Origin of the sequence: Stappia indica, from assembly GCF_009789575.1 — a bacterium.
Taxonomy (GTDB): domain Bacteria; phylum Pseudomonadota; class Alphaproteobacteria; order Rhizobiales; family Stappiaceae; genus Stappia; species Stappia indica_A.
This window is the reverse complement of sequence record NZ_CP046908.1, coordinates 2,971,570-2,997,500: the sequence shown is the minus strand read 5'-3', so window position 1 is coordinate 2,997,500 and position 25,931 is coordinate 2,971,570. Positions and strand designations below refer to the sequence as shown.

General features: G+C 66.7%; 25 protein-coding genes (1 of these 25 running past the window's edge). 6 read left to right on the top strand and 19 right to left on the bottom strand.

Annotation, left to right across the window (positions count from 1 at the left end):
• On the top strand, window positions 1-248 hold the 3' portion of the coding sequence (locus tag GH266_RS14095; protein ID WP_244953837.1) for a DUF2852 domain-containing protein. 127 nt of this gene lie to the left of the window's left edge; only the last 248 of its 375 coding nucleotides appear in the window; its start codon lies off the left edge, out of view; its stop codon occupies window positions 246-248.
• Window positions 249-339: 91 nt separating this feature from the next.
• On the opposite strand, the gene secB is transcribed toward GH266_RS14095, so the two are convergent.
• Complete coding sequence (gene secB, locus GH266_RS14090) at window positions 340-831, bottom strand: protein-export chaperone SecB (protein ID WP_067224741.1); 492 nt, start codon at window positions 829-831, stop codon at window positions 340-342.
• A gap of 286 nt (window positions 832-1,117) precedes the next feature.
• On the opposite strand from secB, the gene GH266_RS14085 reads away from it, so the two are divergent.
• Window positions 1,118-2,518, top strand: coding sequence for an ActS/PrrB/RegB family redox-sensitive histidine kinase (locus GH266_RS14085; protein WP_158194389.1), 1,401 nt, complete (start codon window positions 1,118-1,120; stop codon window positions 2,516-2,518).
• 58 nt (window positions 2,519-2,576) lie between these two features.
• Window positions 2,577-3,131 (top strand): ActR/PrrA/RegA family redox response regulator transcription factor, encoded by a 555-nt coding sequence (locus GH266_RS14080; RefSeq protein ID WP_158194388.1) that lies wholly within the window; start codon window positions 2,577-2,579, stop codon window positions 3,129-3,131.
• A 16-nt stretch (window positions 3,132-3,147) separates the two neighbouring features.
• Here GH266_RS14080 and GH266_RS14075 read toward each other — a convergent pair whose 3' ends face one another.
• Both GH266_RS14075 and trpS read right to left on the bottom strand, forming a co-directional pair.
• The gene (locus tag GH266_RS14075; protein ID WP_158194387.1) at window positions 3,148-3,645 is read right to left on the bottom strand and encodes an MmcB family DNA repair protein; all 498 of its coding nucleotides are present in this window, start codon (window positions 3,643-3,645) and stop codon (window positions 3,148-3,150) included.
• Window positions 3,646-3,846: 201 nt separating this feature from the next.
• Window positions 3,847-4,923: a tryptophan--tRNA ligase gene (trpS, locus tag GH266_RS14070; RefSeq protein ID WP_158194386.1), complete on the bottom strand. Its 1,077-nt coding sequence runs from the start codon at window positions 4,921-4,923 to the stop codon at window positions 3,847-3,849.
• Window positions 4,924-5,315: 392 nt separating this feature from the next.
• Here trpS and hemA point away from each other — a divergent pair, with 392 nt between their 5' ends.
• Window positions 5,316-6,536 (top strand): 5-aminolevulinate synthase, encoded by a 1,221-nt coding sequence (hemA, locus tag GH266_RS14065; RefSeq protein ID WP_158194385.1) that lies wholly within the window; start codon window positions 5,316-5,318, stop codon window positions 6,534-6,536.
• Between the two features lie 75 nt (window positions 6,537-6,611).
• On the opposite strand, the gene GH266_RS14060 is transcribed toward hemA, so the two are convergent.
• From GH266_RS14060 to GH266_RS14030, 7 genes are all read right to left on the bottom strand, one after another.
• On the bottom strand, window positions 6,612-7,010 hold the full coding sequence (locus tag GH266_RS14060) for a Rap1a/Tai family immunity protein (RefSeq protein ID WP_158194384.1): 399 nt from the start codon (window positions 7,008-7,010) through the stop codon (window positions 6,612-6,614).
• Window positions 7,011-7,169: 159 nt separating this feature from the next.
• A complete protein-coding gene (locus tag GH266_RS14055) occupies window positions 7,170-7,451 on the bottom strand; it encodes a DUF2160 domain-containing protein (protein ID WP_158194383.1) in 282 nt (93 codons plus the stop codon).
• Between the two features lie 23 nt (window positions 7,452-7,474).
• Window positions 7,475-8,275 (bottom strand): carbohydrate ABC transporter permease, encoded by an 801-nt coding sequence (locus tag GH266_RS14050; protein WP_158194382.1) that lies wholly within the window; start codon window positions 8,273-8,275, stop codon window positions 7,475-7,477.
• 11 nt (window positions 8,276-8,286) lie between these two features.
• Window positions 8,287-9,150, bottom strand: a complete 864-nt coding sequence (locus tag GH266_RS14045) for a carbohydrate ABC transporter permease (protein ID WP_158194381.1) — start codon at window positions 9,148-9,150, stop codon at window positions 8,287-8,289.
• A 19-nt stretch (window positions 9,151-9,169) separates the two neighbouring features.
• Window positions 9,170-10,243 carry an ABC transporter ATP-binding protein gene (locus GH266_RS14040; protein ID WP_158194380.1) on the bottom strand — a complete coding sequence of 358 codons (1,074 nt, stop codon included), beginning with the start codon at window positions 10,241-10,243 and terminating at the stop codon, window positions 9,170-9,172.
• An 11-nt stretch (window positions 10,244-10,254) separates the two neighbouring features.
• A complete protein-coding gene (locus GH266_RS14035; RefSeq protein ID WP_158194379.1) occupies window positions 10,255-11,316 on the bottom strand; it encodes an ABC transporter ATP-binding protein in 1,062 nt (353 codons plus the stop codon).
• 215 nt (window positions 11,317-11,531) lie between these two features.
• Window positions 11,532-13,268, bottom strand: coding sequence for an ABC transporter substrate-binding protein (locus GH266_RS14030; protein WP_158194378.1), 1,737 nt, complete (start codon window positions 13,266-13,268; stop codon window positions 11,532-11,534).
• A 190-nt stretch (window positions 13,269-13,458) separates the two neighbouring features.
• Here GH266_RS14030 and GH266_RS14025 point away from each other — a divergent pair, with 190 nt between their 5' ends.
• Complete coding sequence (locus tag GH266_RS14025) at window positions 13,459-14,283, top strand: DeoR/GlpR family DNA-binding transcription regulator (RefSeq protein ID WP_158194377.1); 825 nt, start codon at window positions 13,459-13,461, stop codon at window positions 14,281-14,283.
• Window positions 14,280-15,836, top strand: coding sequence for a glycerol-3-phosphate dehydrogenase (gene glpD / locus GH266_RS14020; protein ID WP_158194376.1), 1,557 nt, complete (start codon window positions 14,280-14,282; stop codon window positions 15,834-15,836). The genes GH266_RS14025 and glpD overlap by 4 nt, the downstream gene beginning before the upstream one ends.
• A gap of 87 nt (window positions 15,837-15,923) precedes the next feature.
• On the opposite strand, the gene GH266_RS14015 is transcribed toward glpD, so the two are convergent.
• From GH266_RS14015 to GH266_RS13975, 9 genes are all read right to left on the bottom strand, one after another.
• Complete coding sequence (locus GH266_RS14015) at window positions 15,924-16,901, bottom strand: ABC transporter substrate-binding protein (protein ID WP_158194375.1); 978 nt, start codon at window positions 16,899-16,901, stop codon at window positions 15,924-15,926.
• Window positions 16,902-16,935: 34 nt separating this feature from the next.
• Complete coding sequence (locus GH266_RS14010) at window positions 16,936-18,003, bottom strand: ABC transporter permease (protein WP_158196217.1); 1,068 nt, start codon at window positions 18,001-18,003, stop codon at window positions 16,936-16,938.
• 107 nt (window positions 18,004-18,110) lie between these two features.
• Window positions 18,111-18,980: an ABC transporter permease gene (locus GH266_RS14005; RefSeq protein ID WP_244953836.1), complete on the bottom strand. Its 870-nt coding sequence runs from the start codon at window positions 18,978-18,980 to the stop codon at window positions 18,111-18,113.
• Between the two features lie 222 nt (window positions 18,981-19,202).
• Window positions 19,203-19,769 carry a hypothetical protein gene (locus GH266_RS14000; RefSeq protein WP_158194373.1) on the bottom strand — a complete coding sequence of 189 codons (567 nt, stop codon included), beginning with the start codon at window positions 19,767-19,769 and terminating at the stop codon, window positions 19,203-19,205.
• Between the two features lie 41 nt (window positions 19,770-19,810).
• Window positions 19,811-20,617 carry an ABC transporter ATP-binding protein gene (locus GH266_RS13995; RefSeq protein ID WP_158194372.1) on the bottom strand — a complete coding sequence of 269 codons (807 nt, stop codon included), beginning with the start codon at window positions 20,615-20,617 and terminating at the stop codon, window positions 19,811-19,813.
• Between the two features lie 131 nt (window positions 20,618-20,748).
• A complete protein-coding gene (hydA, locus tag GH266_RS13990) occupies window positions 20,749-22,206 on the bottom strand; it encodes a dihydropyrimidinase (RefSeq protein ID WP_158194371.1) in 1,458 nt (485 codons plus the stop codon).
• Window positions 22,207-22,259: 53 nt separating this feature from the next.
• A complete protein-coding gene (locus tag GH266_RS13985) occupies window positions 22,260-22,892 on the bottom strand; it encodes a LysE family translocator (RefSeq protein WP_158194370.1) in 633 nt (210 codons plus the stop codon).
• Window positions 22,893-22,925: 33 nt separating this feature from the next.
• The gene (locus GH266_RS13980; protein WP_158194369.1) at window positions 22,926-24,176 is read right to left on the bottom strand and encodes a Zn-dependent hydrolase; all 1,251 of its coding nucleotides are present in this window, start codon (window positions 24,174-24,176) and stop codon (window positions 22,926-22,928) included.
• 47 nt (window positions 24,177-24,223) lie between these two features.
• Window positions 24,224-25,735 carry a CoA-acylating methylmalonate-semialdehyde dehydrogenase gene (locus GH266_RS13975; RefSeq protein WP_158194368.1) on the bottom strand — a complete coding sequence of 504 codons (1,512 nt, stop codon included), beginning with the start codon at window positions 25,733-25,735 and terminating at the stop codon, window positions 24,224-24,226.
• Window positions 25,736-25,931: the final 196 nt, after the last annotated feature.

Below are 25,931 nucleotides of genomic sequence, written 5' to 3'. Positions count from 1 at the left end.
AGGGCCTGTCTTCGGACCGGGGCTTTGGCGATGTCCGCCCGACCGGCAATGCCGCCTTCGACGACTACCGGGCCCGCGAGTTGAAGCGGCTCGAGGAAGAGCGTGCGCGCATCGACGAAATGCGTGCCGAGTTCGACGCGTTCCTGCAGGAACTGCGAAGGGCGCGCGACCAGGAAGAGTTCGACCGCTTCATGGCCGATCGTGGCCGCGGGCCGGCCTCCCCCGGGGCAGGGACGCCGCAGGCGTAACGCCCCCCGTCCGACCGAAAGCCCAGAACGAAAAAAGCCGCGGACATCGTCCGCGGCTTTTTCGCATCCTGCAGCAAGGCTGGCAGGTGGATCAGTTCGGCTTCTGCTCGCCGGCCGCCTGGGCCTGTGCGGCATTCTGGCGGTAGAGCGCCGCGAAATCGATCGGGTCGAGCATCAGGGGCGGGAAGCCGCCATTGCGCGAGGCCTCGGCCAGAATGTTGCGGGCGAAGGGGAAGAGCATGCGCGGGCACTCGATCAGCACGAACGGGTGCAGGTGCTCCTGCGGCACGCCGACGATGCGGAACAGGCCGCCATAGACCAGCTCGATGGCGAAGACGGTCATCGCCGAGGTCTTGGCGCTGGCGGTCAGCGTCAGCACCACCTCGAACTGGTTCTCGCCCATCGGCTGGGCGCCGACATTGACGTTGATGTCGAGCTTGGGCTGCTCCTGCGGCTGCAACGATCCCGGCGCGTTCGGGTTCTCGAAGGAGAGATCCTTGATGTACTGGGCGAGAATGCTCATGCCCGGTGCACCGCCGGCCTCGTTGCCCTGGCCCGCGGCCGCGTCGTTCGTGTCGCTCATGCGTCAGTTATCCTGTCTCGATGACATCCATATTCCGGCGCGCAGTCCCCATGTCCCCGGCAAGGTCTCGCTCCCGGACACGCTGGCCTGTGCGCTCAAACTCGTAGCATCGGCTAGCATGGCAGGGCTTCCCTGCCAAGGGTTGATTGGCCCCCGCCGCGCCGCGCGCCGCCGGCGAAAGGGCGACGGCGAGGGCGGGCTCCCCCCGGGACTCCCCCGGATTTGACGCAGCCCGGAGCGCGCGCCACAACAGGTGCAGACCCCTCAGGCAGGCCGGCAGGACACGATGGACGATACCGACAGACCCGAACTCGGCTCCCCGCATCGGCGGCTGAAACTCGACACCTTGGTGCGCCTGCGCTGGCTGGCGATCGCGGGGCAGACCGCCGCGCTCGTCGTCGTCCACTTCTATCTGGCCTATCCGCTGCCGCTGTCCTTTTGCGCGGCGCTGGTCGCCGCCTCGGCCTGGCTCAACATCTTCCTGAAGGTGCGCTCGCCGCAGTCGCAGCGCCTGTCGGAGCGCTATGCGGCGCTGCAGCTGGCCTACGACCTGATGCAGCTCGGCGGCCTTCTCTATCTGACGGGCGGCCTCGGCAACCCTTTCGTCTTCCTCCTGCTGGCACCGGTGATGGTCTCGGCCGCCGGCCTGTCGGCGCGCAACACCATCTATCTCGGCCTGCTCGCGGCGGTGATCGCGACGCTGATCGCCGCCTTCCACCTGCCGCTGCCCTGGCCGGAGGGACAGACCTTCCGCCTGCCGCCGGTCTATGCCATCGGCCTGTGGATCGCGCTCGTGTGCTCGCTCGCCTTCATGAGCATCTATGCGTTCCGCGTTGCCGAGGAAGCGCGCCAGCTGTCCGACGCGCTGACGGCGAGCGAGCTGGTGCTGGCGCGCGAGCAGCACCTGCATGCGCTCGACGGGCTGGCGGCAGCGGCCGCCCATGAGCTCGGCACGCCGCTCGCCACCGTCTATCTGTCGGCCAAGGAGCTGGTGCGCGACCTCGCCGACGAGAAGCATCCCCCCTCCGCCGACGCGCTGAAGGAAGAGCTGACGCTGATCCTGTCGCAGGCCGAGCGCTGCCGGGAGATCCTGTCGAAGCTGTCCTCGCTGCCCGACGACCGGGACCAGCATTTCCGCGGCGAGAAACTGTCGCACATGATCGACCAGGTGGTGGAGCCGGCGCGGGCCTATGGCGCGCGCATCCGCCTCGACATCCAGGGCGAGGGCGAGGAGCCGATGGCAAGGCGCAATCCGGCGATGCATTACGGCCTCGGCAACCTGCTGGAAAATGCCGTCGACTTCGCCGACAGCACGGTGACCGTCACCGCCCGCTGGTCGGCGACCCAGGTGCTGCTGGAAATCGCCGACGACGGCCAGGGCTTCACCCCGGATGTGATGGCAAGGCTCGGCGAGCCCTATGTCACCGCGCGCGGTGCCCGCGACGGGCGGCCGGGCCAGGGGCAGACCGGCGGCGGTCTCGGCCTCGGCTTCTTCATCGCAAAGACGCTGCTGGAGCGCACGGGGGCGGACCTGCGCCTGCGCAACCGTCCGCCGCCGGAGCGCGGCGCCGTCGTTCGCATCGCCTGGCCGCGCGACAGCCGCTCTCCGTGGCATCTGGGCGCGAGTGCAAATGACGCAGCAGCAACCCGGCCGCTCGATTTGCCCGGAGCGGAAACGCACTTATAACAGATCCAAAGAGGTCCGCCGTCGAGAGGCACGGCGGCAGAAAGAACGGGACGGTGCAATGAGTGAAGTTTCAGGAACGGACAGCGTCGTGCAGGGCAACCTGCTTATCGTCGACGACGACCGCCCGTTCCAGCAGCGGCTGGCGCGGGCCATGGAAAAGCGCGGCTTCACCACCGTGACCGCGGACAGCGTCCGTGAGGCGCTGGAGGCGATCCAGGCCGAGGCGCCGGACTACGCGGTGGTCGACATGCGGCTGGAGGACGGCAGCGGCCTCGACGTGGTCGAGGCGATCCGCGCCCGCAAGCCGCAAGCCCGGGTGGTGATCCTGACCGGCTACGGCAACATCGCCACCGCCGTCACCGCCGTGAAGCTGGGCGCCGTCGATTATCTGGCAAAGCCGGCCGATGCGGACGACGTGCTGGCCGCGCTGCTGTCGGACGGCGAGGAAAAGGCACCGCCGCCGGAGAACCCGATGTCGGCGGACCGGGTGCGGTGGGAGCATATCCAGCGCGTCTACGAGCTGTGCGACCGCAACGTGTCGGAGACCGCACGGCGCCTCAACATGCATCGCCGCACGCTGCAGCGGATCCTCGCCAAGCGCGCGCCGCGCTGACCTTTCCGCCGGACCTTCACAGCACGCCGTAGCCGGTGGCCGCCCGCGCATCGGGATCATGCAGGTCGTGAAGGCGCAGGGCTGCAGACTGCGCGAATCTCAGAAGTACCGCCTTGCGGGTCGCGGCCGGCAGGCGGTGTTCGGGCGCCTGGCGCAGGATTTCCGCGCCGAACCCGTCGGAGAGGATGAGGCCGGCGTCCGGAGGAAACACCTCCGCCGGCACGTCGGCATGGGTGGCGAAGAACAGCCGGTCGCAATGCAGGCGGTAGTCCGGCCACTTGCTGTCGGCGCGCAGGTCCGCCAGCGACGACTTCACCTCGACGATCCAGATCTCCCCCTTCGGGCCGATCGCGGCGATGTCCGCGCGCCGACCCGATGCCAGCGTCAGCTCGCCGACGCAGGCAAAGCGCAGCTGCCGCAACAGGCGCGCTGCCCCGCGCCAGACCCGCAAGGCCGTCTCCGACTGCCGGCCGTCGACCAGCGGCTGGTCGAGCTGGATGCGTTGCCCGCTCATCTGCCGAAATCCCGTTCCTCTTTTGTTCGATCCGAACACTAGCCCCGTGTGCGCCGGAAAGACAAGCCCGTTGCACCCGCGAGCAGGCCGCCTGCCCTCGGCGGCGGCCATCGACAACAAAAAGGGCCGCGAACAGTGTCCGCGGCCCCCGAAACGCTCTTGAAGAAAACGCTCTTGCGAAAAGCTGCTGGCGATGCCGGCTCAGCGCCCTTCCAGGAAGCCCATGATGCGACGGGCATCGCGCAGCACCGGGCCGGCGATCTCCGAGGCACGGCCGGCGCCGTCGCGCAGCACCGCATCGATATGGCCGGGGTCGTCGAGCAGGCGGTTCATCTCGCCGGTCATCGGCGCCAGCTTCTCGACCGCAAGATCGGCAAGCGCCGGCTTGAAGATCGAGAAGGGCTGGCCGCCGAACTCCGACAGGACGGCGTCCTTGGACTTGCCCGACAGCGCGGCATAGATGCCGACCAGGTTGGCCGCCTCGGGACGCTCGGCAAGGCCGTCCATCTCGCTAGGGAGCGGCTCCGGATCGGTCTTGGCCTTGCGGATCTTCTTGGCGATCTCGTCGGCCGAATCGCGCAGGTTGATGCGCGACAGGTCGGAGGGGTCCGACTTCGACATCTTCTTGGTGCCGTCGCGCAGGCTCATGATGCGGGTCGCGGGACCTGCGATCATCGGCTCGGTCAGCGGAAAGAACAGCTCGTCCGGCAGCTCCGGGCTCGGCGTCGGGTTGGCGATGCCGAGGCCCAGCTCCTTGATGCGGTCGGCGAAGTCGTTGTTGAACTTCTGCGCGATGTCGCGGGTCAGCTCCAGGTGCTGCTTCTGGTCGTCGCCCACCGGCACATGCGTCGCGCGATAGGCCAGGATGTCGGCGGCCATCAGCGTCGGATAGGCGAACAGGCCGACCGAGGCGTTCTCGCGGTTCTTGCCGGCCTTTTCCTTGAACTGGGTCATGCGGCTGAGCCAGCCGATGCGCGCGATGCAGTTGAACAGCCACGCAAGCTCCGCATGCTCGCGGACCTGGCTCTGGTTGAAGATGATGGCCTTCTTCGGGTCGATGCCTGCGGCCAGATAGGCGGCGGTCACCTCGCGCGTCGTCCCGGCGAGAAGGGCCGGATCGTGCTTGACGGTGATCGCGTGCAGGTCGACGACGCAATAGATCGCCGGCATCTCGTCCTGCAGCGGCACGAAACGCGCGATGGCGCCGAGATAGTTGCCAAGATGCAGGTTGCCGGTAGGCTGAACGCCGGAGAAAACGCGCGGCTGAAACTCGTTCAAAAGACTGTCCCCCAGTTTGGACCTCGGGTCGATCGCAGGATGCGGCGCAGGGCAGGTGCCGTGCGCCCGCGGGTTATGGCGAAGGCGGACGCACGGTGCAAGCGGCAAGGGCCGGATGAGCGGCCGCGGAGGTGTTTTCGCAGGGCGCCCTTGCAGGCGCGCAACGCGGGCGAGGCGGGACGAGGGCGGACCGGACGGCTCGCAAAACGGCGGCAAGTGCTGGGCCGGGCAGGTCTGCCTGCGTCGAAACGCCCATTCGGCATATTCCCAATTCACGCAGCCGCGACCATCGGTTATAGGTTGGAACGAGACTAATTTGCGAGCATTTGAAACCTCGTATGAATCGACGCATAGTAGCCGTCAGCACCCCCGCAAGAGGTCCGGAGGCCGGAATGGATTACGAGAGCTTCTTTCGACACAAGATCGAAGGACTGCACAAGGAAGGCCGCTACCGGGTTTTCGCGGATCTCGAACGTCAGACGGGCAATTTCCCCCGCGCGACACGCTACACGCAGGACGGCTCCCATGAAGTCGCGGTGTGGTGCTCGAACGACTATCTCGGCATGGGTCTCCAGCCGGTCGTGACCGATGCGATGCACGAGGCGATCGAGCGCTGCGGCGCCGGCGCTGGCGGCACCCGCAACATTTCCGGCACCAGCCACTATCATGTGCTGCTCGAGCGCGAGTTGGCCGACCTGCACGGCAAGGAATCGGCCCTGCTGTTCACCTCCGGCTATGTGTCCAACTGGGCCGCGCTCGGCACGCTCGCCGCGCACCTGCCGGGCTGCGTGGTGCTGTCGGACGCGCTGAACCATGCCTCGATGATCGAAGGCATCCGCCATTCGCGCGCCGAGAAGCGGATCTGGAAGCACAACGACGTTGCCGACCTGGAGCGTCAGCTCGCCGAGATCGAGCCGGGCCGGCCGAAGCTCGTCGCGTTCGAATCCGTCTATTCGATGGATGGCGACATCGCGCCGATCAAGGAGATCTGCGACGTTGCCGAGAAGTACGGCGCGATGACCTATCTCGACGAGGTGCATGCGGTCGGCCTTTACGGTCCGCGCGGCGGCGGCATCGCCGAGCGCGAGGGCCTGATGGACCGCCTGACGGTGATCGAGGGCACGCTCGGCAAGGCCTTCGGCGTCATGGGCGGCTATATCGCCGCGTCCGAGTCGCTGTGCGACTTCGTCCGCTCCTTCGCCTCCGGCTTCATCTTCACCACCGCGCTGCCGCCGGCCCTGGCCGCCGGTGCCTGTGCATCGATCAAGTATCTCAAGTCGGCCGACGGCGAGATGCTGCGCGCCCGCCACCGCAACCGGGTGGCGACGCTGCGGCGCAAGCTCGATGCCGCCGGCATCCCGCATATCGACAATCCCAGCCACATCGTTCCGGTGATGGTGAAGGATCCGGTCAAGTGCAAGATGATCTCGGACATCCTGCTCGACAGCTACGGGATCTATATCCAGCCGATCAACTACCCGACGGTGCCGAAAGGCCTGGAGCGGCTGCGCATCACCCCCTCGCCGCTGCACAGCGACGGCGACATCGACCATCTGGTGCGCTCCATCGAGTCGCTGTGGTCGCAGTGTGCTCTGGCCCGGGCCGTCGCCTGAACCGACTGCCCTCCGCGCCTCTTCACGAGCCTTGCAACGCGCCGGCCCCGCCGGCGCGTTTTGCGTTTCAGCGGGTCACCGTCCGGTGCTGCGGGCCGAATAGCGGGGCATGTGGGCGCATGCCGGCCAGGCCTCGGCGAAGGCGTCGTAGACCAGCAGCGGGCCGCTGGTCGCGAGCCTGTCCGGATGGCGCTCCACATGCTCGAGCAGGATGCGGCGCAGCCCGTTGGCATCGACCCCCGGCGACATGCAATTGGCCCGCCCCAGCAGGAAGGCATCGAGCGTTCCCTGCAGGTATCCGAGGCAGAAGGTGACGGCGACCGGATTGGCCTCCGGCTCCGCCTTGCAGATCGCCGCGATCTGCCCGGCATCTTGCCAGCCCTCGGCCGAGGCCGGTGCGGCGCTGGCCAGAGCCCCTGCTGCGATGAGACAGGCGCCGGCCACCGAGGCGGCCCTCAGACGCAGCACCCTCATGCGGGCGCTGCCGCCGCCTGACCGGCGGGCGCGTTCCGTCCCTGCCTTCACTCTCGCTGTCGGGCCGCTTTGCATTCTCGCTCGCGCTTCGCCGGTTGCCATGCGGCAATCATCCGGCGAGTCGGATCGAAGGACAAGGGACGCGGCGACGAACGCCCGTCACACCCAGCGGAACACGGCCACCGCATAAGCCACGGCAATGGCGAGCGGCACCCACAGGTCGGGTCCGACGAGGGCAAGCCATCCCAGGAAGATGAAGGCGCTGCCGAGCAGCGAGATGAACAGCCGGTCGCCGCGCGTGGTGTCCAGCCCGAGAGCGCCGTGTCGCGGCCCGCCGCCGGGCGACACGTACTCCCAGACGGACATGGCGACGAAGCACAGCCCGATGAAGATGAAGAAGGCGGCGGTCGGCCCGGTCCAGGCCATCCAGCTCAGTCCCATGACATGTCTCCCCTGGCCTGACGCTACACCCGTCCCAGGGCGAAGCCCTTGGCGATGTAGTTGCGAACGAAATAGATGACGAAGGCCCCCGGTATGATGGTCAGCGTCCCCGCCGCGGCAAGAAGGCCGAGCTCATAGCCCGACGTGCTCGCCGTCCGGGTCATCGTGGCAGCAATCGGCTTGGCGGCGACCGAGGTCAGCGTCTTGGCCAGCAGCAACTCCACCCAGGAGAACATGAAGCAGAAGAAGGCGGCGACGCCGATGCCCGCGGCGATGGTCGGCACGAAGATCTTCAGGAAGAAGGACCAGAAGGAGTGGCCGTCCACATAGGCCGTCTCGTCCAGCTCCTTGGGGACACCGGACATGAACCCCTCCAGAATCCACACGGCGAGAGGAATGTTGAACAGCGTGTGCGCCAGCGCCACCGCCAGCGGCGTGTCGAACAGGCCGATCGCCGAGTAGAGCTGGAAGAAGGGCAGGGCGAAGACCGCAGGCGGTGCCATCCGGTTGGTCAGCAGCCAGAAGAACAGGTGCTTGTCGCCGAGGAACCGGTAGCGCGAGAACGCATAGGCCGCCGGCAGGGCAACTGTCACCGAGATGACCGTGTTGATCAGCACATAGATCAAGGAGTTGACATACCCCATGTACCAGGTCGGATCCGTGAAGATCTTGACGTAATTCTCCACGGTGAATTCGCTCGGGAACAATGTGAATGTGCCGAGGATCTCGTTCGTGGTCTTGAACGACATGTTGATGAGCCAGTAGATCGGCAACATCAGGAAGATGATGTAGAGAATCGGGACGAGAGCCTTGCCCTTGTTCATCGGTCGTCTCCTCACTGTTGCTCGTTGCGCATCATCAGGGTGTAGAAGACCCAGCTGAGCAACAGGATGATCAGGAAGTAGATCAGCGACATGGCCGCCGCCGGGCCGAGATCGAACTGGCCGAGCGCGATCTTGACGAGATCGATCGAAAGAAGCGTCGTCGAGTTGCCCGGGCCGCCGCCCGTCAGCACCGACAGCTCGGTGTAGATCATGAAGCTGTCCATGAAGCGCAGCAGCACGGCGATGGTCAGCACCCGTTTCATCTTCGGCAGCTGGATGTAGCGGAAGATGGCGAAGGGGCTCGCGCCGTCGATCTTGGCCGCCTGGTAGTAGGCGTCGGGGATCGACACGAGGCCGGCATAGGCCAGCAGCACCACCAGCGACGTCCAGTGCCAGACATCCATCAGGATCAGCGTGAACCAGGCGTCGCCCGGCTGGCGGGTGAAGTTGTAGTCGAAACCGAGCGCATTCAGACTGCGGCCGAGAAGGCCGATATCGGGCAGGGCGAAGATGTTCCACATGGCGCCGACCACATTCCAGGGAATGAGCAGGGGCAGCGCCATCAGCACCAGGCAGACCGGGACCCACGGCCCCTTGCGCGGCATGGCGAGCGCGATGGCGACGCCGAGCGGGATCTCGATCGCAAGGATGGTGAAGGTGAAGATCAACTGGCGGCCGAGCGCGTTGTGGAAGCGCTCGGACTGCAGCACCTGCTCGAACCAGGTGACGCCGGCCCAGAAGAAGACATTGTCGCCGAAGGTCTCCTGAACCGAATAGTTGACCACGGTCATCAGCGGGATGACGGCGTTGAAGGCAACCAGCGCCACCACCGGAAGGACGAAGAACCATGCCCTGTTGTCGTGCGTCTTGTTCATCTAGAGCCCTCCCGCCCCCTCAGTTCACGATCCAGCCGTTGCGGTAGATGGCGGTGCGCTCCGGGTCGAAGCGCAGGACACCCTCGCTCGGGATCTGCGTCCCCTCGGGCACCAGCAACTTGACGACATGCCCGAATGCTTGCGTCTCGACGATGCTGAAGCGCCCCGCGTCGCTCACCTTGACGGTGCGAGCCGGCAGTCCGCCCTCCGCGCCGCCCTCGACGAAGCTGACGAATTCCGGCCGCACGCCCACTTCCAGCCGGGCCGGCCCCGTCGCTTCCGCCGTCTGACAGTCGGCCACGGCAACACCGCCGACCAGCGCCTTGCCGCCGGAGACCTCGCAAGGAAGCACGTTCATGCCCGGCGAGCCGATGAAGTGGCCGACAAACGTGTGCTGCGGCCGCTCGAACAGTTCGACCGGCGTTCCGATCTGCACCACCTCGCCCTGGTTCATCACCACCACCTTGTCGGCGAAGGTCAGCGCCTCCGTCTGGTCGTGGGTGACGTAGATCATCGTGGTGTGCACCCGCTGGTGCAGTTCCTTGAGCTTGGAACGCAACTGCCATTTCAGATGCGGATCGATCACCGTCAGCGGTTCGTCGAACATGATCGCATTGACGTCGGATCGCACGAGGCCGCGGCCCAGCGAGATCTTCTGCTTGCCGTCGGCCGTCAGGCCGGCGGCCCGGCGCTCCAGCATGTGAGTGAGGTCGATCATCCCGGCGATCTCGCGCACCCTTGCGTCGACATCGCGCTCGGCGACGCCGCGATTGCGCAGCGGGAAGGCGAGATTGTCGTAGACGCTCATCGTGTCGTAGACGACCGGGAACTGGAAGACCTGGGCGATGTGCCGGCGGTCCGGCGGCAGCGCCGTCACATCGGTGCCATCGAAGAGAACGCGTCCCTCCGTCGGCTTCAAGAGGCCGGAGATGATCGACAGCAGCGTGGTCTTGCCGCAGCCGGAAGGGCCCAGCAGCGCATAGGCGCCGCCATCCTCCCATTCGAGGTCGAGGCGCTTGAGCGCCCAATCCCCGTCGGAGGCCGGAGCGGGGCCGTAGGCGTGCCGCAGGGTGTCGAGTACGATTCGTGCCATGTCCCGTCCTCCTAGAGCCGCCGGCCGGTCTCGTCGAAGACCAGCGCCTTCGACATGTCGGCGTAGAGCCGTTGCCGCGTGCCGACCTCGAAGGGATGGATGCCATGGGCCTGCGACACCCAGGTCTGCTCGTGAAAGGTGAAGTGGATGATGCTTTCCGAACCGGAGAGTTCGGTCACCAGCACCGTGCCCTCCACCGCCACCGAGTGCTCGCCGTCGGGGAGCGGCCCCACATGATGGGGGCGCACGCCGAGCGTATAGGCGCCGTCGGACAGCGCGGCATGGGCGCCCGGCGCCGCGAAGGTGACACCGTCGGCGAGACGGAACTCTCCTCCGGACTTGACCACCGGAACGGTGTTGATCGGCGGATCGGAGAAGACCTGCGCGCTCGTCAGGTCGACCGGATTGCGGTAGACCTCGCCCGTCGGGCCGAACTGCGCCACCCGCCCCTCGTGAAGGCAGGCGGTGTGGCCACCGAACAGCAACGCCTCCACCGGTTCGGTCGTCGCATAGACGACGATGCAGTCGCGGTCGGCGAACAGGCGCGGCAGCTCGTCCCGCAGTTCCTCGCGCAGCTTGAAGTCGAGATTGGCGAGCGGTTCGTCGAGCAGGACGAGATCCGCATCCTTGACCAGCGCGCGCGCCATGGCGGTGCGCTGCTGCTGGCCGCCCGACAGCTCCGAGGGCCGGCGTCCCAGCATCGGCGTCAGCTTCAGCAGCTCGGCAAAGGTGCCGACCCGCCGCTTGATCTCGTCCTCGGTCATCCGCGCCACCCTCAGCGGGGAGGCGATGTTCTCGTAGACCGTCATGTTCGGGTAGTTGATGAACTGCTGGTAGACCATGGAGACGTTGCGGTTGCGCACCGACACGCCGGTGACGTCGCGGCCCGCGAAATGAACCTCGCCGGAGGTCGGCCGCTCAAGACCCGCCATCAGCTTCATCAAGGTGGTCTTGCCCGCGAGCGTGGTTCCGAGCAGCACGTTGAAACTGCCGGGCTCGCAGACGAGATCGACGGGGTGAATATGAGTTTCGGCACCGACGCGCAGGCTGACGCGCCTCAATTCAAGGGACATCTCGGGTCGCCCTTCATGCAAGTATCGATGGTGCTGGATCGCCGGCTCGCCGGCTCGCTGTCAGCCTTCCCCGGGAGGGCAGCCGCAGGTCGGTGACGACGCACAAGGTCGGACCGTCTCCCCCGCGACGGAACGGACGTACCGCGCCAGCGCGAGGGAACCGGACGGGCAACCCGGGACGGATCCCGGGTTGCGGTTTGCGTCGATCTGCAGGCTCAGTTCTCGGCCCAGCGCTTGACCAGTTCGTCGTAGTTGACGGTCTCGCCCCGGGGCTTCTCGTTCTCGAGCTTGGCCTTTGCACCACCCTTGCCGAGCCATTCGGACGGATCCTTGGGCTCGTTCATGCGCGGGCCGCAGCCGCCATAGGTGTTGTTGGCCTCGTCGGCCCGCTGCATGCGGATCATGATCGTGTCCATCTCGCCGGCGAGACGGTCCATGGCCTCCTGCGGAGTGAAGGCGCCGGAGTTCACGTCACCGATCTGCTGCCACCACAGCTGCGCGAGCTTGGGGTAGTCCGGCACGTTGATGCCGGTCGGCGACCAGCGCACCCGGTCGGGCGAACGGTAGAACTCCACCACGCCGCCGAGCTTGGGAGCACGCTCCGTGAAGCTCTCGTGGCGCACCGAGCTGTCGCGGATGAAGGTGAGACCGACATGGCTCTTCTTCACGTCGACGGTCTTGGAGACGACGAACTGGGCATAGAGCCAAGCCGCCTTGGCGCGATCCGTCGGGGTCGACTTGAGGATCGTCCAGGAGCCCACATCCTGATAGCCGACCTTCTGGCCTTCTTCCCAATAGGGACCATGCGGGCTGGGGGCGGCGCGCCACAGCGGCATGCCGTTGTCGTCCACCGTGTTGTTGCCTTCCGACTTCGGCTTGACCATGTCGGCGAGGAACGCGGTGTACCAGAAGATCTGCTGGGCGACGTTGCCCTGGCTGAGGGCGGGCAGCGACTGGTAGAAGTCGTAGTCCGCCGCCCCCGGAGGCGCATACTTGCGCAGCCACTCGTCCCACTTGCGGATCGCGAAGACCGCAGCCGGGCCGTTGGTGGCACCGCCCCGCGCGACCGAAGCGCCGGACGGATTGCACGACCCCTCTTCCATGCGGATGCCCCACTCGTCGATGGGACGGCCGTTGGGCTCGCCCGGCGAGCCCGCGCCGGCCATCGAGAGCCAGGCATCGGTCATGCGCCAGCCGAGGTCCGGCGCACGCTTGCCGTAGTCCATGTGGCCATAGACGCGAACGCCGTCGACCTCCTTGACGTCCTCGGAGAAGAACTCGGCGATGTCCTCATAGGCCGACCAGTTCACCGGAACGCCCAGGTCGTAGCCGTACTTCTCCTTGAACTTCGCCTTCAGGTCCTCCCGGTCGAACCAGTCCTTGCGGAACCAGTAGAGGTTCGCGAACTGCTGGTCGGGCAGCTGGTAGAGATCGCCGTCGGGACCGGTGGTGAAGCTGATGCCCATGAAGTCGTCGAGATCGAGCGTGGGCAGCGTGACGTCCTTGGCCTCGCCCGCCATCCAGTCGGTCAGGTTCACGGCCTGCTGCAGGCGCGAATGCGTGCCGATCAGGTCGGAATCGTTGACATAGGCATCGTAGAGGTTGCGGTTCGTCTGCATCTGGGTCTGCACCGCCTGGACGACCTCTCCCTCGCCCAGAATCTGGTGATTGACCTTGATGCCGGTAATCTCCTCGAAGGCCTTGGTGAGAACCTTCGATTCATACTCGTGTGTCGGAATGCCTTCCGACAGCACGTTGATCTCCATCCCCTTGAACGGCTCGGCCGCCTTGATGAACCAGTTCATTTCCTCCATCTGCTGCTCTTTCGTGAGAGCGGAAGGCTGAAACTCGGTCTCGATCCAGCGCTGTGCCTCCTCGGGACCGGCGAATGCCGAGCCCGCACCAGCAATCAACGCGACAGCCGCAACGGCCGTCAGCATCCTGTAACGCATATGAAGTCCTCCCATGCATTTCTGCACTACGACTATCAAACGAAAAAAAATGAACGTCAACACGAAAACCTTCTTGCCATTCCTTGCTTGCAGGAGGCAAAATTCGTGGAGTTTCGGTAGGTTGTTGCCGATGCAAACGAAATCCGGTTAAAATACGCGCCAATATCGAAAAAAAACGAAAGATCACTAGATGGAGCCCGTAACCCCCCGTCAGTCCGAGATCCTGGACCGTGCGCGACGCGCCGGCCGGGTCGATGTCGACGGCCTCGCGACGGAGTTCGACGTCACGCCGCAGACCATCCGCAAGGATCTCAACGAGCTGTGCGAGCGCGGCATGCTGCAGCGGGTGCATGGCGGCGCCGTGCTGCCGTCGGGCATCGCCAACTATGCCTATGACGCAAGACGCCAGCTCGCGGCCGACGAGAAACGGCGGATCGGCCTGCGCGCCGCCAGTCTCATTCCCGACAATGCCTCGATCATGCTGAACATCGGCACCACCACCGAGCAGGTGGCGCGGGCGCTGCGCCAGCACGACGGCATCATGGCGATCACCAACAACATCAACGTCGCCAACATCCTGCGGGCGGCCCCGGCCGTGGAGGTGATCATCGCCGGCGGCCAGGTCCGCGCCTCCGACGGCGGCATCGTCGGCGAGGCGGCGGCCGACTTCATCCGCCAGTTCAAGGTCGACTATGCGCTGATCGGCGCCTCGGCCATCGACCCGGACGGAACGATCTTCGACTACGACTTCCGCGAGGTGCGCGTCGCCCGCGAGATCATCACGCATGCCCGGCAGACGATCCTCGTCGCCGACAGCATGAAATTCGAACGCAGCGCCCCGGTGCGCATCGCCCATATCTCCCAGATCGACATCTTCGTCACCGACAAGGCCCCTCCCGAGCCTGTGGTCGAGATCTGCCGGGAGCACGGCGTGCGCATCGAGATCGCCGGCGACGGGGAACCCGAGCGCCGCGACATGGAGCGCGAAGACGGCCAGGGAGCCCAGGGCAAATGAGTGCAGCAGCGCAAGCGGCCGACTACGACCTTCTCGTCGTCGGCGGCGGCATCAACGGATGCGGCATCGCCCGCGACGCGGTCGGGCGGGGCTATTCCGTCTGCCTTGCGGAGATGAACGACCTGGCCAGCGGCACCTCGTCCTGGTCGACCAAGCTGATCCATGGCGGGTTGCGCTATCTGGAGCATTACGAGTTCCGCCTGGTGCGCGAGGCCTTGAGCGAGCGCGAGCTCCTTTGGGCCAACGCACCGCACATCATCCGGCCGCTGCGCTTCGTGCTGCCGCACCAGAAGGGCCTGCGCCCGCGCTGGATGCTGCGGCTCGGCCTGTTCCTCTACGACAATCTCGGCGGTCGCAAGCTGCTGCCGGGCACGCGGACGCTGAACCTTGCGACCGACCCGACCGGCAAGCCGCTGAAGGACGGGTTCACCACCGGCTTCGAATATTCCGACTGCTGGGTGGACGATGCCCGGCTGGTCGTCCTCAACGCCCGCGACGCGGCGGACCGGGGAGCGGAGATCCACACCGGCACGCAGGTCGTCGGCCTTGCCCGCGAGGGCGACATCTGGCGCGCCACGCTGCAGGCGCGAGAGGGCGGGGCAACGCGCAGCGTCACCGCCCGTCTGGTGGTCAATGCCGCCGGCCCCTGGGTCGACCGGGTGCTGAAGGGCGCGTTGAAGCGCAACGACACCCACAACGTCCGGCTCGTGCAGGGCAGCCACATCGTCGTGCGCAAGCTGTTCGACCACGACCGCGCCTATATCTTCCAGAACGGCGACGGGCGCATCGTCTTCGCCATTCCCTACGAGCAGGACTTCACCCTGATCGGCACCACCGACCGCGACTACGACGGCGATCCGGCCAAGGTGGCGGCGAGCGAGGAGGAGATCGTCTACCTGACGGAGGCGGCGAGCGAGTATTTCCGCAAGCCGATCACCCGGCAGGACGTGGTGTGGACCTATTCCGGCGTGCGGCCGCTGTTCGACGACGGCGCCTCCAAGGCGCAGGAAGCCACCCGCGACTACGTGCTCAAGCTCGACGGCAACGGCAGGGGCGGCCAGGCGCCGATGATCAACATCTTCGGCGGCAAGATCACCACCTACCGGCGCCTTGCCCTGTCCGTGCTCGAGATGATCGAGAAGGCGCTCGGCGCCAAGGGGCCGGAATGGACCGCGCGGGCGCTGCTGCCCGGCGGCGACTTTCCGACCACCGGCCTTGCCGATCTGGAAGCGGCCCTCGCCCAGGACTTCGCCTTCCTGCCCCGCACGTTCATTGCCCGCCTCGCCCGCAGCTACGGCACCCGCACCCGCGACCTGCTGGCCGGCGCGACCTCGATCGACGATCTCGGACCGCATTTCGGCGCCGACCTTTACGGCCGGGAGGTCGCCTATCTGATGGACCGCGAATGGGCGCGTCATGCCGAGGACGTGCTGTGGCGCCGCAGCAAGCTGGGCCTGCGGGTCGCGGCGCAGCAGGCCGAGGCGCTGGAGGCCTGGATGACCGAGCGCCAGCTTGCCGCTGCGGCAGCGGGCGCCGGGCGCAGCGGCGCCTGAGGCCGGACAGCCCCGCCCCATCATGCAAAGACCGCCGGACGATCCCTCGCCCGGCGGTCTGTTCGTCTTGTCCTGCGCAGATGACGATCAGAGCTTGTCGGTCACCGCGGTGGTGGTGGCGCCCACCGGCTCCTTGCTGATCACCGGGTCGGACCCGCCGCTCAGCAGCGTGTTGACCGTGCGCTGGTAGTCTTCCATGTCGAGCCGGCCGTCGGAGCCTTCCGTCAGCTTGTTGACCTCGCGGACCATGCGCTTCTGGTGCTTCTCGGTCTGCGCGCCGGTGGCATCGTTCTCCAGCACGATGTCGGCCGCCTCGTCCGGGTTCTCGCGGGAGTACTCCCAGCCCTTCATCGTGGCACGGACGAACCGCGCCATCTTGTCGACGAAGGCCGGATCCTCGAGGTTCTCCTCCATCACATAGAGGCCGTCCTCCAGCGTCGCGACGCCCTGGTCCTCATACTTGAAGACGACCAGGTCGCTCTCCGCGATGCCGGCATCGATGACCTGCCAGTATTCGTTGTAGGTCATGGTGGAGATGCAGTCGGCCTGCTTCTGCAGCAGCGGATCGACGTTGAAGCCCTGCTTCAGCACGGTGACGCCCTCCGGGCCGCCCTCGGTCGAGATGCCCAGCTTGCTCATCCAGGACAGGAACGGATACTCGTTGCCGAAGAACCAGACGCCCAGCGTGCGGCCGCGGAAGTCCTCCGGCTTGGTGATGCCGGTTTCCTTCAGGCAGACCAGCATCATGCCGGACTCCTTGAAGGGCTGGGCGATATTGACCAGCGGCACGCCGCGTTCGCGGCTGGCGAGGGCGGCCGGCATCCAGTCGATGATCACGTCGGCGCCGCCACCGGCGATGACCTGCGGCGGGGCGATGTCCGGCCCGCCCGGCTTGATCGTGACGTTGAGGCCCTCTTCCTCGTAGAAGCCCTTGTCCTTGGCGACGTAATAGCCGGCGAACTGGCCCTGCGTGACCCATTTCAGCTGCAGCGTGATGTCGTCGGCTGCCTGCGCGGGACCGAATGCGAAGGCAAGCGCGGCGGCGGCTAGCAAAGTCCTCTTCATTTCCTGCTCCCTCTGGTGGGGCAGCCGCCGCCCGTTATCCCCGGACTGACGGATGCCAGAATGTGACCGCCCGTTCGACGAGGGTCACCAAACCGTAGAATAGCGACCCGGCGAGTGCGGCGACGGCAATCGAGGCCCAGACCATGTCGATGTTCATCCGCCCCACTTCGGTGGAGATGCGGAAACCCATGCCGACGATGGGCGTGCCGAAGAATTCGGCAACAATGGCCCCGATGAGCGCAAGCGTCGAGTTGATTTTCAAGGCATTGAAAACGAACGGCATGGCCATGGGCAGGCGCATCTTGAGCAGCGTCTGCGGGTAATTTGCCGCGTAAGTGTGCATGAGATCGAGCTGCATCCGGTCGGCGGCGGCAAGGCCGGTCACCGTGTTCACCAGCATCGGGAAGAAGGTCATGATCACGACCACCGCCGCCTTGGACGGCCAGTCGAAGCCGAACCACATGACCATGATCGGCGCGACGCCGATGATCGGCAGGGCCGAGACCAGGTTGCCGACCGGCAGCAGGCCGCGCCGCAGGAACGGCACCCGGTCGACCAGAATGGCGACGAGGAAGCCGGACCCGCAGCCGATGGCGTAGCCGATGAGAACCCCCTTCAGGAAGGTCTGGCGGAAATCCGCCCACAGCACCGCAGGCGAGATCAGCAGCCGCGCCCAGATGTCGGAGGGCGGCGGCAGCAACACCTTGGGCACGGCGAAGCCGACGACCAGCACCTGCCACAGGATCAGCAACCAGGCGCCGAAGGTCAGCGGGATGGCCAGCGCAAGCAGCCGCTTCCACACGGCCCCGCGCGGCGTCAGCGCCGCCATCTCCTCCACCGATAGCCAGGCGAGCGCCCAGGCGACGAAGACATAGGCCCAGAACCCGGAGGCGGCCTGGCCGGGATGCGCACCGACGATCCGGATCAGCGCGAAGGCCATGGCATAGGAGACGGCGACAAGGGCCACGGTTGCCAGCGGACCTTGCAGGAAGCGCAGGAGATAGGGCGCCAGCACGATGACGCCGGCCAGGGCAGAGATCGCCAGCAGCGGATGGCGGAACAGGCCGAGCACCATCGTGTCGGAGGCGATGACCGGCAGCATGGTCGCGACCACCGCGACGACCAGCGCCAGCGCCGCCAGCAGCGCCTTGACCGGACCGAGCCGGCGGCGCTCCGCAAGCTGCAGGCTGAGAGAAGGGTGCGGGGCGCTCATCGCCGCATCCCCATGCGCTTCAGCACCAGCCGCTCGGCCAGGCCGATCAGCGCGACCAGCGCTGCCGCCAGCACGGCGGCTGCGATCAGCGCCGACCAGATCTGCACCGTCTGCCCGTAATAGGAGCCCGACAGCAGGCGCGCGCCGAGGCCTGCGACCGCGCCGGTCGGCAGCTCGCCGACGATGGCGCCGACGAGGCTCGCGGCAACGCCCACCTTCATGGAGGCGAAGAGATAGGGCATGGCGGAGGGCAGGCGCAGCTTCCACAGCGCCTGCGCGGACGAGGCCGAATAGGTCTTCATCAGGTCCATCTGGATCGCCTCGGGCGAGCGCAGGCCCTTCACCATGCCGACCGTCACCGGAAAGAAGGAGAGATAGGTCGAGATCATCGCCTTGGGCAGCAGGCCGGAAATGCCGATGGCGTTCAGCACAACGATGATCATCGGCGCGATGGCGAGGATCGGGATCGTCTGCGAGGAGATCACCCAGGGCATCAGGCTCTTGTCGAGAACCCGGCTATGCACGACCAGGATCGCCAGGCCGATGCCGAGCCCGGTGCCGAGCACGAAGCCGAGCAGGGTCGAGGAAAGGGTGATGCCGCCGTGATAGACGAGGCTGCGCTTGGAAGTCACCGCCTTGTTGGCCGTGGTGTCCCACAGCTCGACCGCCACCTGGTGCGGGGCGGGCAGCACGGGCCGCTCCTGCGACAGCGTGTCGGCGATAAGCTGCGCCAGCGGCGCATCCTCCACCCCGCCGCGCTTGTAGGTGTCGCGCTGGAACGGCGCGTTGAGCAGCACCGCCGCCAGATACCAGACGGCGATGATCGCCGCGACGACCACCAGCACCGGCCCGGCCGTGCCCTGCATCAGGCCGGCGAAGGGCGAGCGGGGAGACGCCGGGAGAGAAAGATCCGTCATGCGGCCTCCTTCGCGATCGCGGTTCGAACGGCGATGGTCATGCCCGTTCCTCCGTCCGAACCGCCCGGCCCGCCCGGTCATCGGCAACGAACCGGCCGATAAGAGCGGCCGTGCCCTCGCGCGGAATTTCCACCCGGGATCTGGCAAGGTCCGCCTGCGTGGGAAGCAGCTTCATGCCGCAACTCCCGTGCGTCCGAGCCCGTCGTTGAGCGCCTCAATGATCACCTTGGCTTCCGCATCGTCGATTGCCGTGCCGAAGGTCACCGTCGTCTGGCCGTAGTCGAAGGCAACGCCGCCGGACTTGCCCAGCGGATTGTCGGCCGCCTGAGCGCCGAAGATCGGCTGCCCTACCGTGTTGCGGCGGACGTTGCCGATATGCGCGGGATTGTAGCGCCAGCTTCGCGAGAGGATCGGCGTATGGACGGTCTTCACCACCTCCGTTTTCGAGATGCTCAGCCGTTCTTCTCCGGCCAGCATCCAGAGCAGGCTCGCAGCGCCGTAGAGCCACCCCAACGCCCACAGGACCAGCCAGAGCAGGACAAACATGGACAGGCCGGGCTTCATCGAGCCGGACGCGAGTATGTTGAGGATGGAAAACCCGGCGAAGGACCACATGCCCAACCAGCCCATCGTGAACAGCATGATCCACAGCCTCGCCCTGGCCTGCACGATCACGACGCGCCCCTGCGGCCCCGGCCGAACCGTCACCCGGGTGGATATCGGAAGCTCAAATCCCATCGAGCGCCTCTCCCTGCGGTCTGGCCGGCACCGGCATGCCCTCAATCGTCATAGCTGTGCCCCGCCCGCAGCCCCTCGCGAACACGATGCGCGATCTTCAGGAATTCCGGCGTCTCGCGGATGTCGAGCGTGCGCTCGCGCGGCAGGTCGCTCTCGATCACGTCGTAGATGCGGCCCGGACGCGGGCACAGAACCACGATCCTGGTCGACAGGAACACCGCCTCCGGGATCGAATGGGTGACGAAGACCACCGTCTTGCGGGTCTTGGCCCACAGTTTCAGCAGCTGCTCGTTGAGGTGGTCGCGAACGATCTCGTCGAGCGCGCCGAAGGGCTCGTCCATCAAGAGAAGGTCAGGATCGAAGGACAGGGCGCGGGCGATGGAGGCGCGCTGCTGCATGCCGCCCGAAAGCTGCCAGGGATACTTTCGCTCGAAGCCGGCAAGGTTCACCAGCTCCATGTTGCGGCGGATGCGCTCCTCGCGCTCCCCCTTGGAAAAGCCCATGATCTCCAGCGGCAGGGCGATGTTGTCGGCGATGGTCCGCCAGGGATAGAGCGCGGCGGCCTGGAACACGTAGCCATAGGCCCGCTTCAGCCGGGCTTCGTCCGGCGTCATGCCGTTGACGGTGATCGAACCGCCGGTCGGCGCCTCCAGATCGGCGATCACCCGCAAAAGCGTGGTCTTGCCGCAGCCCGACGGGCCGATCAGCGAGACGAAATCGCCCTCGCCGATGGCAAGGTCGATGTTCGACAGCGCGTGGACCGGACCGTCATCGGTCTCGAAGGTCAGGGACAGGTTCTCGATGTCGATGACCGGCGCTGCCGTGTCTCCCGCAGGCTGTGATTGCATGCTCGCAGCGTCTCCCTCGATCGGCGGTCGCCTGCCCTGCGCCCGCCTCGATGTCATGGTTCACGGGCCTCAGGCCCGGTCTTTTCAGGTGCGCAGCAGACCGTCCCTGTGCCGAACGGTCCACCGGAGCCTCACACGCCGCTTGCAGGAATGCCCGAGCGCTCCACCTTGCGCGGCGAGGTCAGTTCCTTCCAGGTCGACAGCGCCTTGTTGACTGCCTGGAAGGGCGGGCGGGCGACGAACGTGCCGTGTCCCTCGCGCGTCTTCACCGCCCCGTCGTCGATGGCCACCTCGCCGCGGGTCAGCGTGAAGCGCGGCAGACCCTTCACCGTCTTGCCCTCGAACACATTGTAGTCGATGGCCGACTGCTGGGTCGCGGCGGAAATCGTCTTTTCCTTCTCCGGATCCCAGACCACCAGGTCGGCATCGGCGCCGACCAGGATCGCCCCCTTCTTCGGGTACATGTTGAGGATCTTGGCGATGTTGGTCGAGGTCACGGCGACGAACTCGTTCATGGTCAGCCGGCCGGTGGCGACCCCGTGGGTCCACAGCATCGGCATGCGGTCCTCGAGCCCGCCGGTGCCGTTGGGGATCTTGGTGAAGTCGCCGAGCCCGGTGCGCTTCTGCTCCGTGGTGAAGGCGCAGTGGTCGGTCGCCACCACCTGCAGCGTGCCCGCCTGCAGGCCGGCCCATAGGCTGTCCTGGTGCTTCTTGTTGCGGAAGGGCGGCGACATCACCCGCCGCGCCGCGTGGTCCCAGTCGGGATGGCGATACTCGCTCTCGTCCAGCGTCAGGTGCTGGATCAACGGCTCGCCGTAGCAGCGGATGCCGTTCTGCTTGGCCCGGCGGATCGCCTCATGCGCCTGTTCGCAGGACGTGTGCACCACATAGAGCGGCACGCCGGCCATGTCGGCGATCATGATCGCGCGGTTGGTCGCCTCGCCCTCCACTTCCGCCGGGCGCGAATAGGCATGGGCCTCCGGCCCGTCATTGCCTTCCGCCATCAGCCTGGCCTGCAGCTGGGCGACCACGTCGCCGTTTTCCGCATGCACCATGGGCAGCGCGCCGAGCTCGGCGCAGCGCTGGAACGAGGCGAACATCTCGTCGTCGTCCACCATCAGTGCGCCCTTGTAGGCCATGAAATGCTTGAAGCTGTTGATGCCCTTGTCGCGCACCACCGCTTCCATGTCGTTGAACACCTGCTCGCCCCACCAGGTGATCGCCATGTGGAAGGAGTAGTCGCAATTGGCCCGGGTGGACTTGTTGTCCCACATGGTCAGCGCTTCCAGCAGCGACTGACCCGGCGAGGGCAGGCAGAAATCCACCACCATGGTGGTGCCGCCGGCAAGGGCCGCGCGCGTGCCGCTCTCGAAATCGTCGGCGGAATAGGTGCCCATGAACGGCATTTCCAGGTGCACATGCGGGTCGATGCCGCCAGGCATCACGTAGCAGCCAGTCGCGTCGAGCACCTCGTCGCCGGAAAGATCCGGCCCGATCTCAATGATCCTGCCGCCGTCGATCCTGACGTCCGCCCGATAGGTGAGATCGGCCGTGACGACCGTTCCGCCCTTGATCACTTTGCTCGCCATGTCGGTTCCCTCTCGTGGTGTGCAAGAAGCGCAGCGCCCCGCGCCTGCCGCCGTTACGGTTCGATGGTTGCCAGTCGTGCCCCGAAGCCCAGGAAGACCACCCCGGTGATGCCCTTGATCCAACGCTGGAATGTCCCGCTGCGCGCCGCCGCCGTCAGCCGCGAAAAGGCCAGCACCATCAGGGAGAACCAGACGAGGTTGAGCATGGAGTGGACGAAGACCAGCGTGAACGTGTTGGCCGGCGTCGCCAGTCCCGGCGGCAGGAATTGCGGAAACGCCGCCAGGTAGAACATCGACACTTTCGGGTTGAGCGCGTTGGTCAGCAGCCCCTCCCAATAGGCGATCGCCAGCGTCCGCCGACGCCGCGCCGGAGACACGCTGGCCGCAGCCACGGGGCCGCGCCAGGCATCGCGCAGGGCCTTCAGGCCGATCCAGCACAGATAGGCAGCGCCGAGCATTTTCACGGCGAAGAACAGCTCGGCCGACTTCACCAGGATGACGGACACGCCGAACACCACCAGCGCGCCGTGCAGATAAAAGGCGGTGATGAAGCCGGCGATATTGGCAAAGCCGGCCGTCCGGCCGGAGGTCGGCACCGTGCGCGCGATCAGCACGCCGTTGGGACCGGGCGACATCACCAGCAGGCCCGCAACCACGATGAAGGAAACCAGTATCGAAAGGTCCATCTGCGTCTCCCGCGCCGGCGATCCCCGCCCGCCCTAGTCCACGATCTCCGCCGCTTCCAGCACCGCATGCAGCAGCACGTCGGCACCGGCCTGCGCCCATTCCCTGGTGATCTCCTCGGCCTCGTTGTGCGACAGCCCGTCGACGCAGGGGCACATGATCATCGCCGTCGGCGCGACCTTGTTGACCCAGCACGCGTCGTGGCCGGCCCCGGAAATGATGTCCATGTGGCTGTAGCCGAGCTTTTCCGCCGCGTTGCGCACGGCCTTGACGCAGGTCTCGTCGAAGGTCACCGGGTCGAAATGGCCGACCGCCTCGACCGTCGCCGTCAGCCCCAGATCCTCGGCGATCTTCGGCACCCGCGCCTCGAACTCCGCCTTCATCGCGTCCAGCGTTTCGCGGTCGGGCGAGCGGAAGTCGACGGTGAAGACCACCTTGCCGGGAATGACGTTGCGCGAGTTGGGATGGACGTCGCAATGGCCGATGGCGCCGACCGCGCGCGGCTGGTGCTTCATCGCGATCTCGTGCACCAGCTCGGTCATCCGCGCCATGCCGAGGCCGGCATTGCGGCGCATCGGCATCGGCGTCGAGCCGGTATGGCTGTCCTTGCCGGTCACCGTGACTTCCAGCCACCACAGGCCCTGGCCGTGGGTGACGACGCCGATATCCTTGCCCTCGGCCTCCAGGATCGGTCCCTGTTCGATATGCAGCTCGAACATCGCGTGCATCTTGCGCGCGCCGACCTCTTCCTCGCCGACCCAGCCGATTCGCTTCAGCTCGTCGCCGACCGTGCGCCCCTCCGCGTCCTTGCGCTCATAGGCCCAGTCGAGATCGTGCACCCCGGCAAAGACGCCGGAGGCCAGCATGGCGGGGGCAAAGCGCGTGCCCTCCTCGTTGGTCCAGTTGGTGACGACGATGGCCCGCTTCGTGCGGATGTTGAGGTCGTTGAGGGTGCGCACCAGTTCCAGCGCGCCGAGCACGCCGAGCACGCCGTCATATTTGCCGCCCGTCGGCTGGGTGTCGAGATGCGAGCCGACATAGACGGGCAGGGCATCGGGATCGGTGCCCGGCCGCGTCATGAACATGTTGCCCATGGCGTCGACGCCCATGCTCATCCCGGCCGCCTCGCACCAGGCCTGGAACAGCTTGCGCCCCTCGTTGTCGGCATCGGTCAGGGACTGGCGGTTGTTGCCGCCGGCAACGCCCGGGCCGATCTTCGCCATCTCCATCAGGGCGTCCCACAGGCGGTCGGCGTCGATGCGCAGGTTCTTGCCCGGTGCGGTCATTCAGGTCACTCCCTCTTGGTCCGGTGCGGCGGCGGCGCCGTCGGCGCTCACTCCATGTTGGGAAAGGTATAGACGGCGCCGTCCTTGATACCGGCCGGCCAGCGCGTCGTCACCGTTTTCAGGCGCGTGTTGAAGCGCACGCCTTCCGCGCCGTAGATCGAATGGTCCCCGAACAGCGACCGCTTCCAGCCGCCGAAGGAGAAATAGGCGACCGGCACCGGGATCGGCACGTTGATGCCGACCATGCCCACCTCGATGCGGTCGGCGAAGGCGCGCGCGGCATCGCCGTCGCGGGTGAAGATCGCGGTGCCGTTGCCGTATTCGTGCTCGTTGATCAGCGACAGGGCTTCCTCGTAGCCCTTGGCGCGCACCACCGACAGGACGGGGCCGAAGATCTCCTCGCGGTAGATCGTCATGTCGCGGGTCACCCGGTCGAACAGGGTGCCGCCGACGAAATAGCCGTTCTCGTAGCCCTGCAGCGAGAAGCCGCGCCCGTCGACCAGCAGCTCCGCGCCTTCCTTGACGCCCTGGTCGATATAGCCGAGCACCTTGCGCATATGCGCCTCTGTCACCAGCGGGCCCATCTCCGCCTCGCGGTCGGTGGCCGGGCCGATCTTCAGCGCCTGCACGCGCGGCACCAGCTTCTCCACCAGCCGGTCGGCGGTGTCCTCGCCGATGGGAACGGCGACGGAGATCGCCATGCAGCGCTCGCCGGCCGAGCCGTAGCCCGCGCCCATCAGCGCGTCGGCGGCCTGGTCCATGTCGGCGTCCGGCATGACGATCATGTGGTTCTTGGCCCCGCCCAGCGCCTGCACCCGCTTTCCGTGCGCGGTGCCGGTCGTGTAGACGTATTCGGCAATCGGCGTGGAGCCGACGAAGGACACCGCCTTGACGTCCGGATGGGTCAACAGCACGTCGACCGCCTCCTTGTCGCCGTGCACGACATTGAGCACCCCGTCGGGGAAGCCCGACTTCTGGAACAGGTCGTAGACCGCCATGACGGCGGAGGGGTCGCGCTCGGACGGCTTCAGCACGAAGGTGTTCCCGCAGGCGACGGCAATCGGATACATCCACAGCGGCACCATGGCCGGGAAGTTGAACGGGGTGATGCCGGCGACGACGCCGAGCGGCTGGCGGTCGGAATAGCTGTCGATGGCCGGGCCGACATTGCGGGCGAACTCGCCCTTCAAGAGATGCGGGATGCCGCAGGCGAATTCCACCACCTCGATGCCGCGCGCCACTTCGCCCAGCGCATCGTCATGGGTCTTGCCGTGCTCGGCCGAGATCGCCCGCGCGATGTCGTCGGCATGGGCGGAGAGCAGCTCCTTGAAGCGGAACATCATGCGCGCGCGCTTGAGCGGCGGCGTGTCGCGCCAGGCCGGGAAGGCCGCCTTCGCCGCGGCGATCGCCTCCGCGACCTCGGCCGCGCTCGACAGCGGCAGGACGGCGGTCTGCTCGCCGGTCGCCGGGTTGAACACCCCTTGCGTCCTTGTGGAGCGGGAGACGACACGCGCCCCGCCGATGGCGTTCTCGATGCTGGCAAGACCGGACTTCGACATGCTTCCTCCGCTCGCCCGGCCGCGTAGCGGCCCGGGCGCCCTGTCCGTCTCAAATTGCGGCCGGCATGGGCAGGGGGCGGAGCAAAGCTTCCCGCAAACCCCCAGCGTCATCCCCTGGCATCGGGCGGTACGCGTCGCACCGCCGGCCGTTCCCCTGTCGTCCGGATGCACAGCCATCCGGGCGGCCTTCGCGTCC

What these genes read in the sequence shown, in the direction of transcription:
- secB (WP_067224741.1), bottom strand. Translation starts at nt 831, where the DNA reads ATGAGCGACACGAACGACGCGGCCGCGGGCCAGGGCAACGAGGCCGGC.
- GH266_RS14085 (WP_158194389.1), top strand. Translation starts at nt 1,118, where the DNA reads ATGGACGATACCGACAGACCCGAACTCGGCTCCCCGCATCGGCGGCTG.
- GH266_RS14080 (WP_158194388.1), top strand. Translation starts at nt 2,577, where the DNA reads ATGAGTGAAGTTTCAGGAACGGACAGCGTCGTGCAGGGCAACCTGCTT.
- GH266_RS14075 (WP_158194387.1), bottom strand. Translation starts at nt 3,645, where the DNA reads ATGAGCGGGCAACGCATCCAGCTCGACCAGCCGCTGGTCGACGGCCGG.
- hemA (WP_158194385.1), top strand. Translation starts at nt 5,316, where the DNA reads ATGGATTACGAGAGCTTCTTTCGACACAAGATCGAAGGACTGCACAAG.
- GH266_RS14060 (WP_158194384.1), bottom strand. Translation starts at nt 7,010, where the DNA reads ATGAGGGTGCTGCGTCTGAGGGCCGCCTCGGTGGCCGGCGCCTGTCTC.
- GH266_RS14055 (WP_158194383.1), bottom strand. Translation starts at nt 7,451, where the DNA reads ATGGGACTGAGCTGGATGGCCTGGACCGGGCCGACCGCCGCCTTCTTC.
- GH266_RS14050 (WP_158194382.1), bottom strand. Translation starts at nt 8,275, where the DNA reads ATGAACAAGGGCAAGGCTCTCGTCCCGATTCTCTACATCATCTTCCTG.
- GH266_RS14045 (WP_158194381.1), bottom strand. Translation starts at nt 9,150, where the DNA reads ATGAACAAGACGCACGACAACAGGGCATGGTTCTTCGTCCTTCCGGTG.
- GH266_RS14040 (WP_158194380.1), bottom strand. Translation starts at nt 10,243, where the DNA reads ATGGCACGAATCGTACTCGACACCCTGCGGCACGCCTACGGCCCCGCT.
- GH266_RS14035 (WP_158194379.1), bottom strand. Translation starts at nt 11,316, where the DNA reads ATGTCCCTTGAATTGAGGCGCGTCAGCCTGCGCGTCGGTGCCGAAACT.
- GH266_RS14030 (WP_158194378.1), bottom strand. Translation starts at nt 13,268, where the DNA reads ATGCGTTACAGGATGCTGACGGCCGTTGCGGCTGTCGCGTTGATTGCT.
- GH266_RS14025 (WP_158194377.1), top strand. Translation starts at nt 13,459, where the DNA reads ATGGAGCCCGTAACCCCCCGTCAGTCCGAGATCCTGGACCGTGCGCGA.
- glpD (WP_158194376.1), top strand. Translation starts at nt 14,280, where the DNA reads ATGAGTGCAGCAGCGCAAGCGGCCGACTACGACCTTCTCGTCGTCGGC.
- GH266_RS14015 (WP_158194375.1), bottom strand. Translation starts at nt 16,901, where the DNA reads ATGAAGAGGACTTTGCTAGCCGCCGCCGCGCTTGCCTTCGCATTCGGT.
- GH266_RS14010 (WP_158196217.1), bottom strand. Translation starts at nt 18,003, where the DNA reads ATGCTGCCGGTCATCGCCTCCGACACGATGGTGCTCGGCCTGTTCCGC.
- GH266_RS14005 (WP_244953836.1), bottom strand. Translation starts at nt 18,980, where the DNA reads ATGCAGGGCACGGCCGGGCCGGTGCTGGTGGTCGTCGCGGCGATCATC.
- GH266_RS14000 (WP_158194373.1), bottom strand. Translation starts at nt 19,769, where the DNA reads ATGGGATTTGAGCTTCCGATATCCACCCGGGTGACGGTTCGGCCGGGG.
- GH266_RS13995 (WP_158194372.1), bottom strand. Translation starts at nt 20,617, where the DNA reads ATGCAATCACAGCCTGCGGGAGACACGGCAGCGCCGGTCATCGACATC.
- hydA (WP_158194371.1), bottom strand. Translation starts at nt 22,206, where the DNA reads ATGGCGAGCAAAGTGATCAAGGGCGGAACGGTCGTCACGGCCGATCTC.
- GH266_RS13985 (WP_158194370.1), bottom strand. Translation starts at nt 22,892, where the DNA reads ATGGACCTTTCGATACTGGTTTCCTTCATCGTGGTTGCGGGCCTGCTG.
- GH266_RS13980 (WP_158194369.1), bottom strand. Translation starts at nt 24,176, where the DNA reads ATGACCGCACCGGGCAAGAACCTGCGCATCGACGCCGACCGCCTGTGG.
- GH266_RS13975 (WP_158194368.1), bottom strand. Translation starts at nt 25,735, where the DNA reads ATGTCGAAGTCCGGTCTTGCCAGCATCGAGAACGCCATCGGCGGGGCG.